Source organism: Cupriavidus sp. GW823-FHT06D04, from assembly GCF_058795055.1.
In genome coordinates, this window is the sequence record NZ_JBXAHL010000032.1 from 53,909 (window position 1) to 71,001 (window position 17,093).

Genomic DNA, 17,093 nt, shown 5'->3' on the forward strand with positions numbered 1-17,093 from the left:
CGCCTGGATATGTCGGGGGCGGCGCCGCTTCAGTTGCTTATTGTTCGGGTTTGTCGTTGAAGGCGAGGGCGGTGCCGGGTACGCCCTGGCTGCTGCGCGCCAGTTCCAGTTCCTTGCGCAGTGCAGCCTGGCGCGCGGCGTCGGGCTTGACCGACTTGCCGGCCTGCAGCGCGGGCAGCACGTAGTCATTGACCATGCGCCGGTACAGGTCGAGGTACGCCGCATCGCGCAGGCCGCCTTGCGTGGACATGATGCTGTTCATCACGATCACCGCGTTCTGCTTCGGCAGCACCGTGATGAACTGGCCCTTGTAGCCCATCGCGCTGAACTCGCGCTCACTCTGCACGATGTTGTTGACCCAGCAGTAGAAGCCATAGTCCTTCGCCGGACCCGCAGGCGTGGTCATGCGTGCGACCCACGAGGCCGGCACGATCTGCTGCCCGTTCCAGCGACCTTCGTTCAGCATCAGCATGCCGAGCTTGGCCATGTCGATGGAGCGCAGCCGCAGGCCCCAGCCGCCCGATACCGCGCCCTTGCCGTCGGCGCCGTCCCAGCGGTAGTGGCTCATGCCGAGCGGGCCGAACAGGCGCGCCTTGGCGTACTGGTCTTCGGGCTGCCCGGCGGCCTGCGTGACGGTGGCGCCGACCAGCACGGGATTGACGTCGATATAGTCGAACTCGGCGCCGGCCTTGGTGCGCACCGCGGCGGTCGCCGCCACGCGCAGGCGGTCCGGCACGCCGTAGTAGAGCGTGTCGGTGCCTTCCACCAGCTTGTACGACAGGCCGCTGGACATCGACATCAGGTGGCGCAGCTGGATCGCCTGCTTGTCTGCCAGTGCCGGGGCGAGGTCGGGGCGCGCTGCCGCCAGGCGCTGCGCGGGTGTGTCTTCGGCGCTCAGCTTGCCGTCGCCGACCAGCGTGCCGACCAGCAGGGCGCTGATGAACTTGGTGACGGAATACAGCTCGTGGTTGTAGTCGCGCGACAGGCCGTCGCCATAGCGCTCGAACACCAGCTTGCCGTCCTTGATGACGAGCAGGCTGCGTACGTCGAGCTTGTCGCGGCGGATCCATTCGGACAGTGCGACGAGTTTTGCTGAATCGACGCCGACGGCTTCGGGTTGTGCGGTCGGCAGTCCATCACCGGCAGGTGCCGATGGCGCTGCCGGCGCGGCGTGCGCCTGCGCTGCGCCCAGCACGAGCAGGGCGGCTGCCAGCATACGTGGGAAGCGGTTCATGACATGTCTCCTCCACCGCTGCGCCGGTAGCGGCCGGCGCAGCGTGTGTGGTTTGCCCTTGCATGAGGCAATGTTTGAGTGTGGGTCCTTGGGTTGCGCAGCGGATCAGACCGGGATCTTGGTCTCGTAGTCGATCGCGGTGGAAGCGAACAACAGACCCACGCCGGCTGCCGCGAAGAACATCAGCGCCAGGAAGTAGGAGCCCGTGGCCTGCACGATCAGGCCAACGATGATCGGCACGCTGATGCCGGCGATATTGCCGCCCAGGTTCATCAGGCCGCCCAGGAAGCCAATCTTGTTGCGGGTGGCCAGCATCGACGGCACGGACCAGAACAGGCCGCACCAGCGCAGGAAGAAGAGGGTGGAGGAGAGCAGCGCCACCACGGCCACCGCGTCGGTGACATAGGCCACCGAAAAGATCGACACGGTGGCGACCACGGCCGCAATGCCGAACAGCGTGCGCATCACCACGTTGGGGCGGCCGCCGGCTTCCTTCCACTTGTCGGCGATCCAGCCGCCGACGAGTTCGCCGACGAAGCCGCTCATGAAGATGATGAAGCTTGCGCCGCCCATCGTCTTGAGGTCAAAGCCGCGGGCCTTGCTCAGGTAGGTCGGCATCCAGGTGAGCAGGCCGTAGAAGACGGCGTTGAAGCACATCCAGCTGATGGCCATGCACCACACCGAGCGGTACTTGAAGAAGTCGAGCGAACGGCCGGACAGGTTGGCCGGCTCGGCGCTGTGCTCGCGTGCTTGTGCTTCCTCGATGTGGCGCGCTTCGAGTTCATTGACGCCGCTGTGTTCGCGCGGCGAATTGCGGATGTACCACCACGCCACGAAGCCGGCGAGCACGGTGCCGACGCCGGCCACCACGAACGACATGCGCCACGAGCCGAGCTCGCTGATCAGCCCGGCAATGATGAGGGAGCCGAGCGCTGCGCCCAGCGGCGCGCCGCCGTCAAGCAGCGTGGCGCCGCGACCGCGTTCGTTCTGCGTCATCCAGATGGCGTTGAGCTTGCCGCCGGCCGGGTAGATCGGCGCTTCGGAGGCGCCCAGCCCGAGCCGGGTGATCAGCAGCGAGGTGGCGTTGGTGCAGACCGCCGCGATCGCCTGGAAGAAGCCCCAGAACACGGTGGCGCAGGCAATCACGATGCGCGGCTTGTACTTGTCGGCCAGCATGCCGCCCGGGATCTGCATGAAGGCGTAAGTCCAGAAGAAGGAGCTGAGGATCAGCCCCTGCATGGCGGGACTGAGGTCGAACTCCTTGGCGATCAGTGGCATGGCCACCGACAGCGAGGCGCGGTCAATGTAATTGATCGCGACGAGGAACAGCATCATCAAAAAAATCTTCCAGCGCACCGAGGTCTTGGCCTCTGTGATCACTGTCGCCCGGCTTGTCGTCTCCATGACGGCGTCTCCTGTTTTAGTCCTTGGGTGAGGCAGTTCTGTTGGCGTTTTGCGCAACAGGTCGGAGTATAGGATACGTAATCTGTAATTACAACGCGTGTAAGTCATTGATTTTGCGATATTGCGCATGCACAATTTTGGTATGTGGTAGCCTTGTCGTGGTGCATTTCCCCATTCTGGTGACGTCTGTGACACAAACGCTTTCCCAAACCACGCGCCTGCGCACGCTCGGCATGTCGGCCGAAATCGCCGCCCGGCTGCGCACCATGATCGAAGAGGGCGAACTGCCGCCCGGCGCGAGGATCGATGAACGGGCCTTCTGCGAGACCTTCGATGTCTCCAAGACGCCGCTGCGCGAGGCGCTGAAGGTGCTGGTGTCCGAGGGGCTGGTGCTGCACCGGCAGTACATCGGCTACCGCGTGGCGCCGCTGGACCTGGAGGAGTTGCGCGCCACCTTCGAGACCCTGCACGGGCTGGAGGCGCTGGCGGGCGAACTGGCCGCGCAGCGCCTGGGCGCGGCGGCCATGGCCAAGCTGGAGCGGCGCCATCTGGCCATGATCGATGCGCATGCCGCCGGCCGGCGCACCGACTATTTCCGCATCAACCAGGAAATCCACCAGCTGATCATCGACGGCGCCGCCAATCCGGTGCTGGCCGGCGTCTATGCCGCGCTGATGAGCAAGGTGCACCGTGCGCGCGGTGCGGCCAATGCCGATACCATCCGCTGGCAGGAGTCGCATGAGGAACACGAGGCCATTATGGCCGCGCTGCGCGAACCCGGCCGGCCGCGCCTGGCGCAGGTGTTGCGCGCCCACTCCGAGAACACCGCCAAGGAAGTCCTGAGCGTGGTGGCGCAGACCCTGGCCGAAGCCGGCGCATCTGGCGCATCTGGCGCATCTGGCGCATCTGGCGCCGCGCTCAAGAAATCCGCCTGAACAACCCCTGAAGACAACGACGACGATGAAACTGGTTCGAGTAGGCAACCCCGGCGCCGAGCGCCCGGGCATGATCGATGCGCAAGGCCGCGTGCGCGACCTGTCCGGCGTGGTGGCCGATATCGGCGCGGCGCAGCTGGCGCCGGCGGCGCTGGCGCAGTTGGCGCAGGTGGACCCCGCGTCGCTCCCGGTGATCGAGGGCGCACGCTATGGCGTGCCCTGGAGCGGAGTCGGCAAGATCGTGGCGATCGGCCTGAACTATGCCGACCACGCCGCCGAGGCCGGCATGCCGCTGCCGGCCGAGCCGATCGTGTTCCTGAAGGCCAACAGCTCGCTGAATGGTCCCGACGACGCGGTGATGCTGCCGTTCGGCTCGGAGAAGACCGACTGGGAAGTCGAGCTGGGCGTGGTCATCGGCAGCACCGCGCGCAATGTCTCGCGCGAAGCGGCGCTGAACCACGTGGCCGGCTACTGCGTGGTCAATGACGTGTCGGAGCGCGAGTTCCAGATCGAGCGCGGCGGCACCTGGGACAAGGGCAAGGGCTGCGACACCTTCTGCCCGGCCGGCCCGTGGCTGGTGACGCGCGACGAAGTGCCGGACCCGCAGGCGCTGGGCCTGTGGCTGGAGGTCAACGGCGAGCGCGTGCAGAAGGGCAGCACCGCCACCATGGTCTTCGACGTGGCCACCGTGGTCAGCTATGTCAGCCGCTTCATGACGCTGCTGCCGGGCGACCTGATCGCGACCGGCACGCCGCCGGGCGTGGGCATGGGCTTCAAGCCGCCGCGCTTCCTGAAGGCCGGCGACACCATGCGCCTTGGCGTGGACGGGCTGGGCGAGCAGACGCAGCAGGTGGTGCCCTACGGCGAGCGCTGAGGGCAGGGCCGTGGCAGCGCGTCACCCTTCGGGGTGACGCATGCCGGCAGCGCTGCTGCGGGCAAATGCACCATCCGCAATGGTTCCCCATCGATACGCTTTCACACAAAGCGTTGGGTTTCCATACAAAGCGTACGATTAGGGCAACAGTTCCGGTGCCGAAACGGGCCCGATTACATGGTTTTACAGGTAAACGCACACTTAGCGTTTCGCTAGCGTTTTCTGCGTGAAATACTGGTTATACAGGTTTCGCCAGAGAGCAAAACACCATGTCTGAGCACGCCCCCGAAATCGAGTCCTACCTCGGCACCACCCTCACGGCGTCCCCCGCGTCGCCACTCAAGCACCGGTACTGCGCGCTGGCCGACACCCTGGACAGCCGCGCTGAACTCGAAGTCATCCGGCGCAATATCCACCAGCATCCCGAACTGGCCTTCGACGAGGTCCGCACCTCAGGCCTGGTCGCCAGCCTGCTGGAGGCGTGGGGCTATACGGTCACGCGCGGCGTGGGCGGCACCGGGGTGGTGGGCACCCTGCGCTGCGGCGACAGCGGGCACAGCGTGGGCATCCGCGCCGACATGGACGCCTTGCCGATCCACGAGCGCACCGCACTGCCATACGCCAGCGTCAATGCCGGCCGCATGCACGCCTGTGGCCACGACGGCCATACCGCGATCCTGCTCGGCGCGGCAAAGCAACTGGCGTGCACGCGCAACTTTGATGGCACCGTGCACCTGATCTTCCAGCCGGCCGAGGAAATCGGCGCGGGCGGCGGCGCCGAGCGCATGCTGGCCGACGGGCTGTTCGAGCGCTTTCCCTGCGATGCGATCTTCGGGCTGCACAACCATCCGGGGGTGGAGCAGGGCAGTTTCCTGTTCCGCTCGGGCCCCTTCATGGCGGCGTGCGACACGGTCACCATCACCATCCGCGGCAAGGGCGGCCACGCCGCGCGCCCGCACCAGTCGGTCGATCCGATCCTGGTCGCAGGCAGCCTGGTGATGGCGCTGCAGTCGGTGGTGGCGCGCTATGTCGACCCGAACGAGACCGCAGTGGTGACGATCGGCACGCTGCACGCCGGCCACGCGCCTAATGTGATCCCGGACAATGCGCGCATGGAGATCAGCGTGCGCTCGTTCAACCCCGAGGTGCGCGCATCGGTGGAGAACCGCATCCGCCAGCTGGCCACCTCGCACGCCGAGGGCTACGGCGCGGTGGCCGAGGTCGACTACGTGCGCGGCTACCCGGTGCTGGTCAACAGCGAGCGCGAGACCGAGTTCGCGCGCCAGGTGGCCGAGGAGCTGGTCGGCGCCGACAAGGTGGTGGACCAGGCCGCGCGCATTGCCGGCAGCGAGGACTTTGCCTACTTCCTGCAGCAGCGCCCGGGCTGCTTCGTGCGGCTGGGCAACGGCGCCAACCAGCCGCTGCTGCACAACGCCGGCTACGACTTCAACGACGATAACCTGACCGTCGGCGCGGCCTACTGGACGCGGCTGGTGGAGCGCTACCTGGCGCGCTGACCGGCCCGGCGCCCCGCTCAGCGGAAGAACGCACTTGGCGGCACGCCGAACTGCCGCCTGAACATGGTCGCAAACGCGCTCGGGCTGTCGTAGCCCAGGTCCAGCGCCACATCCACCACCTTGCTGCCGGCAGCCAGCTTCTCCAGCGCCGCCAGCAGGCGCGCCTGCTGGCGCCATTGCCCGAAGGTCATCCCGGTTTCACGCGCAAAGCGGCGCTGGATGGTCTTGGGGTCCACCCCCAGCCGTGAACCCCAGTCCGCCAGCGTCAGCGCCGTATCGGGCGCGCCGGTGATGGCATCGCAGATCTGCCGCAGGCTGCCATCGGCCGGGCGCGGCAGGTGCAGCGGCAGCGACGGCACCAGCATCACTTCATCGAGCAACAGCCGCATCAGCCGCGCGTCGCGCGTGTCGGGGGCGTAGGGCAGGGGGATGTCGATCGCCGCCAGGATCAGCTCGCGCAGCAGCGCTGAGATGCCCAGGACGGTGCAGCGCTGCGGCAGGTCGGGCGCGGCATCGGGGCGGATATAGGCGGTGCGCATCTGCACCCGGCCGACCATGCGGATCCAGTGCGTGGTGCCGCCCGGCATCCACATGCCGCGCGTGGGCGGCACGATCCACTGGCCTTCGGCGGTGGCCACCACCATCACGCCGTGCACTGCATGGATCAGCTGCGCGTGCGGATGCTGGTGCGGGTTGGTCACGTGGCCGGGCAGGTAGTCGGCGGCCATGGCGGTGACGGGCAGGGGGCTGCGGTCGAAGCGGACGTAGGGCGGGGGCTCGGCGTAGGTGTCGCCCAGCGCCAGCGTCTCGGGCGTGGGGGCGGGGGGCGCATGCTGGTCGCGGCGGCGGGCCGCGCCGGAAGCAGAAAGGGGGCGAGGGGCGCGCGGCATGTCCTTTTCTCCAAGGTTGCGGACCTATTCTCGCAGGACAGGCGCCGGGGCGCCAGCTAGCATCGGTGCTCAGTTCCATCCAGGCCGGCGCCCCCGCTGGCCGCTTTCCGTCTGTCGAGAGCCGCCAATGAGCACAACCATCGACTCCGCGCCTGCTGGCGCGACACCATCCGCGACATCCCCCCAGGCCGAACGCACCGGTTTCCGCGTGCTGTCGGCGATCAGCTTCGCCCACTTCCTCAACGACATGATCCAGTCGTTGATCCTGGCGATCTATCCGATGCTCAAGGGGGGCTTCAACCTGAGCTTCACCCAGATCGGCCTGCTGACCATGACCTACCAGGTCACGGCGTCGCTGCTGCAGCCGGTGGTGGGCCTGTACACCGACAAGCATCCCAAGCCGCATTCGCTGGCCATCGCCATGGCGTTCACGCTGGCGGGCCTGCTGCTGCTGTCGGTGGCGCCGACCTACGGCGTGCTGCTGGTGGCCGCCGCGCTGGTCGGCACGGGGTCGTCGATCTTCCACCCTGAGTCGTCGCGCGTGGCGCGCATGGCCTCTGGCGGTCAGCACGGGCTGGCGCAGTCGATCTTCCAGGTCGGCGGCAACGGCGGCAGCGCCATGGGGCCGCTGCTGGCCGCGCTGATCGTGCACCAGCAGGCCAGCCTGGCGTGGTTCTCGCTGGCGGCGCTGGTGGGCATGGTGGTGCTGTGGCGCATCGGCGGCTGGTATGCGCGCCAGCTGGCGCAGGGCGCGCGCAAGCGCAAGGCCGCGGGCGCGGTGGCCAGCCCGGTGCCCACGCGCGTGGTGGTGCGGGCCATGGTGGTGCTGATGGTGCTGGTGTTCTCCAAGTACTTCTACATGGCCAGCCTGACCTCTTACTACACCTTCTACCTGATGGAGCGCTTCGGGCTGGCGCGCCAGGACGCGCAGCTGCACCTGTTCATGTTCCTGGCCGCGGTGGCGGCGGGCACCATCCTGGGCGGCCCGATCGGCGACCGCATCGGCCGCAAGCGCGTGATCTGGGCGTCGATCCTGGGCGTGGCGCCGTTCACCCTGATGCTGCCGCACGTGGGCCTGTTCTGGACCACGGTGCTGACCTTCATCATCGGCTTTATCCTGGCCTCGGCGTTCTCGGCGATCCTGGTGTTCGCGCAGGAGCTGATTCCCGGCAAGGTGGGCATGGTGTCGGGCCTGTTCTTCGGCTTTGCCTTCGGCATGGGCGGCATCGGCGCCGCGGTGCTGGGGGGCATGGCCGATACGCACGGCATCCGCGCGGTGTACGAGTACTGCGCCTACCTGCCGCTGCTGGGCCTGCTGACGGTCTTCCTGCCCGACCTGCGCGAGCGTCCGCAGCGGGCCTGACGCTCAGGCGGGTTCGTTGCCTTCGCCGCCACCGCCCGGTGGCGGCTCGAACATGCGCAGCCAGCGGCGCAGCAGCGCGGCCAGCTGCGCGCGCTCGGCCGCGGTCAGGTCCGCCAGCAGGCGGTGCTCATTGGCCACGTGCAGTTCCAGCGCGCGGTCGACGCGTTCGCGTCCGGCCTCGGTCAGTTCCACCAGCAGCCCGCGCCGGTCTTCCGGATTGGGTTGGCGCCGCACCAGCCCGGCCCGCTCCAGGTGGTCGAGCCGGTTGGTCATGGTGCCCGAAGTGATCATCAACGAACCGATCAGCGCGCCCGGCGACAGCGCATACGGCGGCCCCGCGCGCCGCAGCGTCGCCAGCACATCGAATTCCCACGGCTGCAGGCCGGTTTCTCCAAGCGCGGCTTCAATGGCGCGGCTGGTATGGCGGTTGAGCCGTCCCAGCCGGCCGATCACGCCCATCGGCGAGGCATCCAGGTCCGGGCGCTCGCGCGCCCATTGGGCGAGAATGCCGTCGACGTGGTCAGGCGTGTCTTCGGGTTTGCGGCGGGTAGTCATCGAGGAGCAGGCGTGCGGATACGCGGGTGGCAGGAACACCGAAGTATCTTGACATCAAACAATCGGCTTCGTAAAGTTGATTTATCTTGATGTCAAGAAACTTGAAATGAAGACGACTGCATCCTCCATCCGGACCGCTCCCGGTGGCGTGACCGTCAGGGACATCCTGCTGACCGGGCTGGCCCCGGCCATCTGGGGCAGCACCTACCTGGTCACCAGCCAGTGGCTGCCGCCGGGGCAGCCGTTGCTCTCAGGCGTGATCCGGGCCCTGCCGGCCGGGCTGGCGATGCTCGCCTTCGGTCGGCAACTGCCGCGCGGCAGCTGGTGGTGGCGCGCGGCGGTGCTGGGCGTGCTCAATATCGGCTTCTTCCAGGCCATGCTGTTTATCGCCGCGTACCGGCTGCCGGGCGGCGTGGCCGCCACGGTCGGCGCGATCCAGCCGCTGATCGTGGTGGTGCTGGCGTGGGCCTGGCTCGGTGCGCGCCCGCGGTCGGCCGCCTGGATGGCCGGCGTGGGCGGGCTGCTGGGCGTGGCGCTGCTGGTGCTGGGCCCGGCCGCGCGGCTCGACGCCATCGGCGTGGCGGCGGCAGCGGCCGGGGCGGTATCGATGGCGGTGGGCACGGTGCTGACGCGGCACTGGCGCCCGCCGGTCTCGCCGCTGGTGCTGACGGCATGGCAGCTGTGCGCGGGCGGGCTGTTCCTGCTGCCGTTCGCACTGGTACTGGAACCGCTGCCCGGGCATTTCACGCTGGCCAACTGGCTTGGCTATGCGTGGCTGAGCATTGTCGGGGCCGGCTTCAGCTATGCGCTGTGGTTCCGCGGGGTCGGGCGCATGCCGTCGTCCGCGGTGGCGGCGCTGGGGCTGCTGAGCCCGGTCAGTGCCACCGTGCTCGGCTTCCTGGCGCTGGGCCAGGCCTTGACGGCGATGCAGGCCGCTGGCGCGCTGCTGGTGCTGGGCAGCGTGTGGCTGGGCCAGCGCGCGGCGACGCCCGCCGCGGTGGCGCGCACGCAGCCGGCCTGATCCGATTGCGTCAGCGGCTGCTGCCGGGCGGCGTTTTGCGGCATCATGGCGGGCATGAAGTCTGCCGTGCCCCCGTCCCCGCCCTCCATTCAAGCCGCGTCAGCACCGTCTGCTACGCCTGCCTGCGAGCGCTGCCTGGCGCTCGCCGCCGACCCGCGCCGGCGCGAGCCGCCGTCCTGCCTGGCGCTGCGCGGCACGGTGCCGCTGGTGAGCCAGAGCGCCGCCGGCGTGCCGTTCAGCATGCTTTCCTTTACCTGCCGCGACTGCGGCACGGTATGGCGGCTGTATGACCGGGCCAATGAACTCTTTGTCTCGTGGGTGCCGGAACGCCCGCTGGTGCGCTGAGCGCGCAGGTTTCGATCGGCTAAGATAGCGACTGCTCCGCGCCAGGCCGTCAATCCGCTGCCGCGCCCGGCGCCTTCCTGTCGAAATCTCTCCCGCATTTCCATCATGGCCTTCCCCTTCCGCTCGTCCCTGCTGGCCGCCCTGTGCGTGACCAGCGGTGCTGCCGCACTGCCTGCCGCCGCTGCCGACGCCTATCCCAGCCGCCCGATCCGCCTGATCGTCGCCTACCCGACCGGCGGCATCAGCGACACCGTGGCGCGCGCGCTCGGCGAGCGGCTGTCGGCGCAGATGGGCACTTCGGTGGTGGTCGAGAACAAGGCCGGCGCGGGCGGCAGCATCGGCATCGATGCCGTCGCCAAGGCTGCGCCGGACGGCTACACGCTGGGCTTTGCCGCCACCAGCCCGCTGACGCTCAACCCGCATGTCGGGCGCGTCAACTACGATCCGCAGAAGGACGTGGCGCCGGTGATGAGCGTGATGTACTCGCCGGTGCTGGTGGTGGCCACCTCCGGCTTCAGCGGCAAGAGCTTTGCCGACGTGGTCGGCCAGGCCAGCGCCAAGCCGGGCTCGGTGCGCTGGGCAACGTCGGGCCTGGGCACGGTCGGCCATGTGGTGCTGGAACAGATCAAGCAGAAGTCGAAGGCCGATATCACGCTGATCCCGTACAAGGGCGCGGGCCAGCAGATGAACGACGCGCTCGGCGGCCAGTTCGAGGTGATGAGCACCAACGCCAGCCCGGTGCTGACCCAGCATATGCAGGCCGGCCGCCTGCGCGCGCTGGCGGTGGGTGCGCCCAGGCGCCTGGAGAGCCTGCCCTCGGTGCCGACGCTGGCCGAGCTGGGCTACCCCAAGGCCAACCTGACCTCGACCTTCGGCATCTTCGCGCCGGGCAAGACGCCCGCGGCCATCATCAGCCGCCTGAACGCCGAACTGAACAAGGCGCTGGCCGAGCCGGAAGTCCATGAACGCCTGCTCAAGGGCGGCGAGGTGCCGACCGGCGGCACGCCGGCGCAGTTTGCCAGGGCCATCCGCGAAGAGTCCGCGGAGAACGCCCGAATCGTCAAGGAAGCGGGCATCAAGGCCGATTGAGGCTTAGAACCCATTTCATTCTGAAACGGGTTCTAAGCCGCATCCAGTCGGCTGCCCAGTCCATACACCGACGACAGCCGCACGCCGTTGTGCGGCCACAGCGCCAGCTTGGTTCGCACGCGCGACAGGTGGCTGTCCACGGTGCGCGAGGCCGGGTCCATGTGGTAGCGCCAGACCTGGTCGGCCATGGTCTGGCGCAGCACCAGCGAACCCAGGTTGCGGAACAGCAGCACCGCCAGGTCGAATTCCTTGGGGGCCAGCAGCACCGGCTTGCCCTGGACCCACACGCGCCGCTCCGCGGTGGCAAAGCGGAATACGCCGTGCTCCAGGTCGCATTCGTCGCGCGCCGGCCTGGCGCGGCGCAACAGCGCCAGCACGCGCGCGGCCAGCTCGGCCGTGCGCAGCGGCTTGGGCACGTAGCTGTCGGCGCCCTGCGCAAAGCAGGCCGCGACGAAGGCTTCTTCGTTGGAGGTGCCGGTCAGAATTACGGGCATCTCGTTGCCGAGCGTGCGGCGCACCCATGCCAGCACTTCCAGGGCCGGGATCCCCGGCGCATCGCAATCGAGCATCAGCAGATCGAACGACCTGCCGCGCAGCGCGCCGATCATGGTGCATCCGCTGAGATAGCGCGCGCACTGGTGCCCGTTCAGGCGCAGGGTCTGTTCGATGCTGACGGCGAGGGTCGGGTCCGCCTGCAGCGCGGCGATGTTCACGAGAGTGGCTCCTGCGCGGGCGCATCGGAATGCGCCGATGGATGGACAGAGCATGGCACTGCGGTCCCGCTCGGCACGCAGCGAAGCCCATGGTAGGAGCGGCCCGCTGAGGCGAGAAGTAAAAGATTGTTGAAAGTCGAGATTGAGGTCTTTCCTATTCGTGCGGAAGGCAACGCGGTCTTAATTGTCCCGCTGGTGTCCTGTTAGCGCCGCGCGGCTGGCGCTGCTGTGCGCGCAGCGCGTGGTGGCGCGCCATGGCGGCGTGCTGGTGCCGCTGCAGCCGATGGGCGAAGCCGCCTCGCCGGCTGGCTGGTACCTGTGGCTGCGGCGCAGGCCGCGCGCATGAAAAAAGGCACCCCGAAAGGTGCCTTTGCGCCAGACTGATCAGACAACGATCAGAAGATGTGGCGGATACCTGCGCCCAGGCCGAGCTGGTTGTCCCTGCCCGGCAGTTGGGTCTTCGCGCCGCCGGTCACCTTGTTGTAGTCCACGGTGCCGTAGACCTGGGTACGCTTGGACAGCGAGTACTCGGCCAGCAGAACGCCGGTGTAGCGGTTGCCGCTGACATCGGCCAGACCGTTGGTGTTCTTGATGTGATCACCATAGAACACGCCGGTCAGCGCCAGAGCCGGAGTGGCCTGGTAGGTCGCGCCGATGTAGCCGATGTTGTCCTTACGCGGGCTTGCCGTGTAATTGCCACCAGCCGGGATCGGATTTGCGCTGTTCGCCGGCGTGAAGAAAGCGGCGTCGATCAGGCCAGTCTTATCCTTGCCACCGATGTAGCCGAGGAAAACCTTGGCCGGGCCAAAGGCGTACTTACCGGCGGCACCCCACATTTGCTGCTTGTTGCCGTTCGTGTCACGGAATTCCTGGTACACGCCGCCAATACCCCACGGGCCGGATTCGTATGCAGCGCGGGCGCCAAAATACGGTGCGTTGCCATTGGGCGGGTTGGTCTGTGCGTGCGTGAAGCTGCCAGGCTTCTCGCCGAAGCCATAGCTGGCGCCAACGTTCAGGCCACCGAACTTGCCCGAGTAGCTGATCACGTTGTCGCTGCGGAACTGCGTCAGGAAGAAGGGCCAGGCGTTCTGGTCGTAGTTGCCGATGGTCAGCGGATCGTAGTCACCGAAGAAATTAAAGCCTTCGGTGTACTGGCGGCCCAGCTTGATGGCGCCGAAATCGCCGCTCAGGCCAACATATGCCTGACGACCGAACAGGCGACCGCCTTGGTTGGCCTTGCCGGTATCCGGATCAAAGCCGTTTTCCAGTTGGAAGATGGCCTTCAGGTTGTTGCCCAGGGACTCGCTGCCTTTCAGGCCCCAGCGGCTGTTGGTGACCGCGCCGTTGCTCAGCTGGGTCTGGCTGTGGTTCTGGGCGTCGGAATTGGTGGTGAAGCGAATGCTCTGGTCAACGATACCGTACAGGGTAACGGACGACTGGGCGAACGCCGAACCTGCCAACAGGCTGCCGGCTGCGAGGACGATGGCCGATTTCTTCATGGTGCTCCTTTTCTGTCTTGTACTGTTCTCTCCGCCGGATCACGGCGTGGACGAGGTCTACGTGTCTTGTAGACGCCGCGAAAATTTAACAAAACGTAAGCTACAAGGACACAAAACTCCGCCAAGCTGCGCTTTCAAGCAGGATTTTGGTGCAAATCCGTTGTCTCGCCGCTACAGAATTCCGAATTGGGGCATTTTGGCAGCGCTGGCAAGCTGGCCTGCACACTGGGCTGGCGGGGAATCACGAAAGGGAGAACGGAGGCCGGCCGACCCCGGCGCGCAAGCGGCGCCGCGGTCGGCGGAAAGACGGGAAGTGCGGGAAAACCGAAGGAGGAGGAACGAATCCGGCAGCGCCGGATCCGTCCTCAGTTCTGCGGGATTTCGATCTTGACCTCGAGCACCTCGAGGTTGTCCTGGCGTTCCAGGCTGACGCGCAGGTCCTGGTCGCCGATCTTGACGTACTTGGAGATCACCGCCACCAGCTCGCGCTGCAGCGCGGGCAGGTAGTCGGCGGGCGCGGAATGGCCGGTGCGCTCGTGCGCCAGGATGATCTGCAGCCGCTCCTTGGCGACCGACGCGGACTTCTTCTTCTCTCCCAGCAGGAAGGAAAGGATCGACATGGGGTGAGCCCTCCTTGACCGTTACTTGTTGCCGAAGATGCGGGAGAGCAGACCCGGCTTCTGGTAGTCGGTGAAGCGCATCGGCTTGTCCTTGCCGAGGAAGCGGTCCACCACGTCGCCATAGGCGTCGGCCACGTCGCTGCCTTCCAGGTGGATGGCGGGCGTGCCCTGGTTCGAGGCGTGCAGCACGGCTTCAGACTCCGGCACCACGCCGATCAGCTTGATGCGCAGGATTTCCTGGATGTCGGTCAGCGACAGCATTTCGCCGCCATGCACGCGCTTGGGGTTGTAGCGGGTGATCAGCAGGTGTTCCTTGATCGGGTCGCCGCCTTCGCTGGCGCGCTTGGTCTTGGACGCCAGGATGCCCAGGATGCGGTCCGAATCGCGCACCGACGACACTTCCGGGTTGGTCACGATCAGCGCCTCGTCGGCGAAGTACATCGCCATCAGCGCGCCCGACTCGATGCCGGCGGGCGAGTCGCAGATGATGAATTCGAAATCCATCTCGATCAGGCCGTTGATGACCTTCTCGACGCCGTCGCGCGTGAGCGCATCCTTGTCGCGCGTCTGCGAGGCCGGCAGGATGAACAGGTTTTCGCACTTCTTGTCCTTGATCAGTGCCTGGCGCAGGTTGGCTTCGCCCTGCACCACGTTGATCAGGTCGTACACCACGCGGCGCTCGCAACCCATGATCAGGTCAAGGTTGCGCAGGCCGACGTCGAAGTCGATCACGGCAGTCTTGTGGCCGCGCAGGGCCAGGCCGGCGGCAAAGCTGGCGCTGGTGGTGGTCTTGCCGACGCCTCCCTTGCCGGAGGTCACAACGATGATTTTTGCCATGGCTCTTTGGTCCAGTAATAAGTTGAAGCTTGCGCTCTCTGCAATTCGGTCCCGAGGGCTGCGCGGTTACTTGAGCCGCAGCGCTTCGAGAATCAGTTTTTCATCGGCCAGGCGCACCTGGGCGGTCTTGCCGAGCACATCGGCCGGCAGCGTCTGCTCCGCGGTCCGGTAGATGCCGGCGATGGAAATCAGTTCAGGCTCCATGCACGTGCTGAAAATGCGCGCGCCGGTGTTGCCCTTGACGCCCGCCAGCGCACGGCCGCGCAGCGGGGCATAGATATGGATGTTGCCTTCGGCAATCACCTCGGCGCCGTAGCTGACCACGTCCAGGATGACCACGTCGCCCTGCGCGTAGACCTGCTGGCCCGAGCGCAGCGGCTTGTCGATCAGCATGGTCTGGGTCTGGCGGATGGCAGCGGCCACGGCGGCGTCGGTGGTGGCCTGCGCGGCGGCGCGGATGGATTCCTCGCGCGCGGCCTGTTCGGCGGCGGCCTGTTCCGCCGCGGCTGCGGCCCTGGCCTCGGCGGCGCGGTCGGTGGCGCGGTCGGTGGCGCGATCGGCGCCACTGCCGCGGCGGGCCTGGCTGTCCAGTAGCGGCAGGCCGAAGCGCTCGGCCCACTCGCGCTGGCCGGGGCGAGCCACCACGCCGATGGCGCGGGCCTTGAGCGTGGCCAGCGTCTCGATCACGGTGCCAAGCGCGACTTCGCTGTCATCTTCCAGCGCACGCAGGTCCAGCGCGATCACGTCATTGGAAAAGAAGTCGGGGGTGGCTTCAAAGCGGGAGAGGAGGTCATCCCGCAGCGCAGCCATGTCGGCGGTCTGGAGGGCGAGAAGGAGGGCGTCTACGTTGCCACTGCGCAGCTCGAAGCGTGGCGATTTCTTCTGGGACATAGCCGGGTGACCGTGGAAATGCCACATTCTAACGTCGTATCTGTCGCGAACTGTAACAATTGGATCGATATGTACAGCAGGTGGCGCGTGGGTTCCATATGCGCGTGCACGGCACACCGTAGCGCCGGGTAAGTGCGGCCAGCGTGGTTTGCCGCGCGGGGCAACGCGCATCAAGTCCGGCGCAGCGTAAAGGCTTGTTACGATTGCGCCATCTGATCAGCGGAGTTTTCCATGGGCGCCATCGTCAATTGCGTGGCCTACCGGCAGGGCAAGCGGCTCAGCACGGTGGGCATGGCGGAGATCCGCACAGTGCTGGACGTGCCGGGCACCTTTGTCTGGCTGGGCTTGCATGAGCCTGACCTCGCGCTGCTGCGCCAGGCCCAGCAGGCGTTCGGCCTGCACGACCTGGCGGTGGAGGATGCGCTCGATGCGCACCAGCGCCCCAAGCTCGAGTCCTACGGCGATTCGGTCTTCGTGGTGCTCAACACGGCGCAACTGGTGGAAGATGAAGTCGTGGTCGGCGAGACCCATCTCTTTGTCGGCCCCAACTATGTGGTTTCGGTGCGCCACGGTGTCAGCAGCACCTATGCGCCCGTGCGCGAGCGCTGCGAGCAGGACCCGCACGGCCTGGCCAATGGCCCGGGCTATGTGCTGTACGCGCTGATGGACTTTATCGTCGACCACTACATGCCCATCGTCACGCGCCTGGAAGACACCTTCGAGGCGCTGGAGGAGGGCATCTTCCGCGACGAGTTCGACCGCAAGGCGATCGAGCGCCTGTACCAGATCAAGCGCCAGGTGCTGCGCCTGCGCAATGCGGTCAGCCCGGTAGAAGACATGTGCGGCCAGCTGATCCGGCTGCACGAAGACCTGGTGCCGAAGGAGCTGCGCGCCTATTTCCGCGACATCGAAGACCACGCCAGCCGGCTGGTGCGCACCCTCGACGTGGTGCGCGAAATGCTGACCACCGCCGTGCAGGTCAACCTGGCGCTGGTCACCGTGGGCCAGAACGAGGTGGTCAAGCGCCTGGCTGGCTGGGGCGCGATCCTGGCGATCCCGACCGTGATCTTCAGCCTGTACGGCATGAACTTCGATTTCATGCCTGAGCTGAAAGTCCCCTTCGCCTACCCGGCCGTGATCGGCGTGACCGCGGTCGCCTGCGGGGGACTGTGGCGGCGGCTGCATCGGGCCGGGTGGATCTGAATACCTGTTTTTATTTGCGCGATGAATGATCGTGGCAGATATTGTGGCTGATTGATTATTCGCATGGATATTCCGGCGATACCGCGCCTGCCTACCGGCGCGG

General features: G+C 66.9%; 18 protein-coding genes. 9 read left to right on the forward strand and 9 right to left on the reverse strand.

Annotated features, from left to right (window positions below; genetic code table 11):
• Positions 1–37: 37 nt before the first annotated feature.
• Both AC1Q7H_RS29635 and AC1Q7H_RS29640 read right to left on the reverse strand, forming a co-directional pair.
• Entirely contained in the window at positions 38–1,234 is a 1,197-nt protein-coding gene (locus AC1Q7H_RS29635; protein ID WP_013955166.1) for a serine hydrolase domain-containing protein, read from the reverse strand.
• Positions 1,235–1,339: 105 nt separating this feature from the next.
• A complete protein-coding gene (locus tag AC1Q7H_RS29640; protein ID WP_013955167.1) occupies positions 1,340–2,638 on the reverse strand; it encodes an MFS transporter in 1,299 nt (432 codons plus the stop codon).
• Between the two features lie 188 nt (positions 2,639–2,826).
• Between AC1Q7H_RS29640 and AC1Q7H_RS29645 the strand changes: the two genes are divergently transcribed.
• The 3 genes from AC1Q7H_RS29645 (at position 2,827) to AC1Q7H_RS29655 (ending at position 5,964) form a co-directional block, all read left to right on the forward strand.
• Positions 2,827–3,573 (forward strand): GntR family transcriptional regulator, encoded by a 747-nt coding sequence (locus AC1Q7H_RS29645; RefSeq protein ID WP_492382075.1) that lies wholly within the window; start codon positions 2,827–2,829, stop codon positions 3,571–3,573.
• Between the two features lie 25 nt (positions 3,574–3,598).
• A complete protein-coding gene (locus tag AC1Q7H_RS29650) occupies positions 3,599–4,447 on the forward strand; it encodes a fumarylacetoacetate hydrolase family protein (protein WP_013955169.1) in 849 nt (282 codons plus the stop codon).
• A gap of 269 nt (positions 4,448–4,716) precedes the next feature.
• Positions 4,717–5,964 carry a M20 aminoacylase family protein gene (locus AC1Q7H_RS29655; protein ID WP_211980509.1) on the forward strand — a complete coding sequence of 416 codons (1,248 nt, stop codon included), beginning with the start codon at positions 4,717–4,719 and terminating at the stop codon, positions 5,962–5,964.
• A 17-nt stretch (positions 5,965–5,981) separates the two neighbouring features.
• Here the strand turns inward: AC1Q7H_RS29655 and AC1Q7H_RS29660 are convergent, their stop codons facing one another.
• On the reverse strand, positions 5,982–6,854 hold the full coding sequence (locus tag AC1Q7H_RS29660) for an AraC family transcriptional regulator (protein WP_492378240.1): 873 nt from the start codon (positions 6,852–6,854) through the stop codon (positions 5,982–5,984).
• Positions 6,855–6,981: 127 nt separating this feature from the next.
• Here AC1Q7H_RS29660 and AC1Q7H_RS29665 point away from each other — a divergent pair, with 127 nt between their 5' ends.
• On the forward strand, positions 6,982–8,217 hold the full coding sequence (locus AC1Q7H_RS29665; RefSeq protein WP_041227674.1) for an MFS transporter: 1,236 nt from the start codon (positions 6,982–6,984) through the stop codon (positions 8,215–8,217).
• Positions 8,218–8,220: 3 nt separating this feature from the next.
• On the opposite strand, the gene AC1Q7H_RS29670 is transcribed toward AC1Q7H_RS29665, so the two are convergent.
• The gene (locus tag AC1Q7H_RS29670) at positions 8,221–8,772 is read right to left on the reverse strand and encodes a MarR family winged helix-turn-helix transcriptional regulator (RefSeq protein WP_153955010.1); all 552 of its coding nucleotides are present in this window, start codon (positions 8,770–8,772) and stop codon (positions 8,221–8,223) included.
• Between the two features lie 106 nt (positions 8,773–8,878).
• Here AC1Q7H_RS29670 and AC1Q7H_RS29675 point away from each other — a divergent pair, with 106 nt between their 5' ends.
• The 3 genes from AC1Q7H_RS29675 to AC1Q7H_RS29685 all read left to right on the forward strand — a co-directional run bounded on the left by AC1Q7H_RS29675 (position 8,879) and on the right by AC1Q7H_RS29685 (position 11,227).
• Positions 8,879–9,793, forward strand: a complete 915-nt coding sequence (locus AC1Q7H_RS29675) for an EamA family transporter (protein WP_492382076.1) — start codon at positions 8,879–8,881, stop codon at positions 9,791–9,793.
• A gap of 45 nt (positions 9,794–9,838) precedes the next feature.
• Positions 9,839–10,138, forward strand: a complete 300-nt coding sequence (locus AC1Q7H_RS29680) for a hypothetical protein (RefSeq protein WP_013955175.1) — start codon at positions 9,839–9,841, stop codon at positions 10,136–10,138.
• 105 nt (positions 10,139–10,243) lie between these two features.
• Complete coding sequence (locus AC1Q7H_RS29685) at positions 10,244–11,227, forward strand: Bug family tripartite tricarboxylate transporter substrate binding protein (RefSeq protein WP_492378241.1); 984 nt, start codon at positions 10,244–10,246, stop codon at positions 11,225–11,227.
• Between the two features lie 32 nt (positions 11,228–11,259).
• Here the strand turns inward: AC1Q7H_RS29685 and AC1Q7H_RS29690 are convergent, their stop codons facing one another.
• Entirely contained in the window at positions 11,260–11,940 is a 681-nt protein-coding gene (locus AC1Q7H_RS29690) for a response regulator transcription factor (protein ID WP_492382077.1), read from the reverse strand.
• Between the two features lie 184 nt (positions 11,941–12,124).
• On the opposite strand from AC1Q7H_RS29690, the gene AC1Q7H_RS29695 reads away from it, so the two are divergent.
• Positions 12,125–12,286, forward strand: a complete 162-nt coding sequence (locus AC1Q7H_RS29695) for a hypothetical protein (RefSeq protein ID WP_249221230.1) — start codon at positions 12,125–12,127, stop codon at positions 12,284–12,286.
• A 49-nt stretch (positions 12,287–12,335) separates the two neighbouring features.
• Here the strand turns inward: AC1Q7H_RS29695 and AC1Q7H_RS29700 are convergent, their stop codons facing one another.
• From AC1Q7H_RS29700 to minC, 4 genes are all read right to left on the reverse strand, one after another.
• Positions 12,336–13,439 (reverse strand): porin, encoded by a 1,104-nt coding sequence (locus AC1Q7H_RS29700; protein ID WP_013955179.1) that lies wholly within the window; start codon positions 13,437–13,439, stop codon positions 12,336–12,338.
• A gap of 365 nt (positions 13,440–13,804) precedes the next feature.
• Complete coding sequence (gene minE, locus AC1Q7H_RS29705; RefSeq protein ID WP_010811451.1) at positions 13,805–14,059, reverse strand: cell division topological specificity factor MinE; 255 nt, start codon at positions 14,057–14,059, stop codon at positions 13,805–13,807.
• A gap of 21 nt (positions 14,060–14,080) precedes the next feature.
• Positions 14,081–14,896, reverse strand: a complete 816-nt coding sequence (gene minD, locus AC1Q7H_RS29710) for a septum site-determining protein MinD (RefSeq protein ID WP_013955180.1) — start codon at positions 14,894–14,896, stop codon at positions 14,081–14,083.
• A 66-nt stretch (positions 14,897–14,962) separates the two neighbouring features.
• Positions 14,963–15,787 carry a septum site-determining protein MinC gene (minC, locus tag AC1Q7H_RS29715; protein WP_492382078.1) on the reverse strand — a complete coding sequence of 275 codons (825 nt, stop codon included), beginning with the start codon at positions 15,785–15,787 and terminating at the stop codon, positions 14,963–14,965.
• 231 nt (positions 15,788–16,018) lie between these two features.
• Here minC and AC1Q7H_RS29720 point away from each other — a divergent pair, with 231 nt between their 5' ends.
• Positions 16,019–16,990: a magnesium and cobalt transport protein CorA gene (locus AC1Q7H_RS29720; protein ID WP_013955182.1), complete on the forward strand. Its 972-nt coding sequence runs from the start codon at positions 16,019–16,021 to the stop codon at positions 16,988–16,990.
• Positions 16,991–17,093: the final 103 nt, after the last annotated feature.

What these genes read in the sequence shown, in the direction of transcription:
- AC1Q7H_RS29635 (WP_013955166.1), bottom strand. Translation starts at nt 1,234, where the DNA reads ATGAACCGCTTCCCACGTATGCTGGCAGCCGCCCTGCTCGTGCTGGGC.
- AC1Q7H_RS29670 (WP_153955010.1), bottom strand. Translation starts at nt 8,772, where the DNA reads ATGACTACCCGCCGCAAACCCGAAGACACGCCTGACCACGTCGACGGC.
- AC1Q7H_RS29720 (WP_013955182.1), top strand. Translation starts at nt 16,019, where the DNA reads ATGGGCGCCATCGTCAATTGCGTGGCCTACCGGCAGGGCAAGCGGCTC.
- AC1Q7H_RS29700 (WP_013955179.1), bottom strand. Translation starts at nt 13,439, where the DNA reads ATGAAGAAATCGGCCATCGTCCTCGCAGCCGGCAGCCTGTTGGCAGGT.
- AC1Q7H_RS29640 (WP_013955167.1), bottom strand. Translation starts at nt 2,638, where the DNA reads ATGGAGACGACAAGCCGGGCGACAGTGATCACAGAGGCCAAGACCTCG.
- AC1Q7H_RS29675 (WP_492382076.1), top strand. Translation starts at nt 8,879, where the DNA reads ATGAAGACGACTGCATCCTCCATCCGGACCGCTCCCGGTGGCGTGACC.
- AC1Q7H_RS29665 (WP_041227674.1), top strand. Translation starts at nt 6,982, where the DNA reads ATGAGCACAACCATCGACTCCGCGCCTGCTGGCGCGACACCATCCGCG.
- AC1Q7H_RS29660 (WP_492378240.1), bottom strand. Translation starts at nt 6,854, where the DNA reads ATGCCGCGCGCCCCTCGCCCCCTTTCTGCTTCCGGCGCGGCCCGCCGC.
- minD (WP_013955180.1), bottom strand. Translation starts at nt 14,896, where the DNA reads ATGGCAAAAATCATCGTTGTGACCTCCGGCAAGGGAGGCGTCGGCAAG.
- minC (WP_492382078.1), bottom strand. Translation starts at nt 15,787, where the DNA reads ATGTCCCAGAAGAAATCGCCACGCTTCGAGCTGCGCAGTGGCAACGTA.
- AC1Q7H_RS29655 (WP_211980509.1), top strand. Translation starts at nt 4,717, where the DNA reads ATGTCTGAGCACGCCCCCGAAATCGAGTCCTACCTCGGCACCACCCTC.
- AC1Q7H_RS29680 (WP_013955175.1), top strand. Translation starts at nt 9,839, where the DNA reads ATGGCGGGCATGAAGTCTGCCGTGCCCCCGTCCCCGCCCTCCATTCAA.
- minE (WP_010811451.1), bottom strand. Translation starts at nt 14,059, where the DNA reads ATGTCGATCCTTTCCTTCCTGCTGGGAGAGAAGAAGAAGTCCGCGTCG.
- AC1Q7H_RS29685 (WP_492378241.1), top strand. Translation starts at nt 10,244, where the DNA reads ATGGCCTTCCCCTTCCGCTCGTCCCTGCTGGCCGCCCTGTGCGTGACC.
- AC1Q7H_RS29650 (WP_013955169.1), top strand. Translation starts at nt 3,599, where the DNA reads ATGAAACTGGTTCGAGTAGGCAACCCCGGCGCCGAGCGCCCGGGCATG.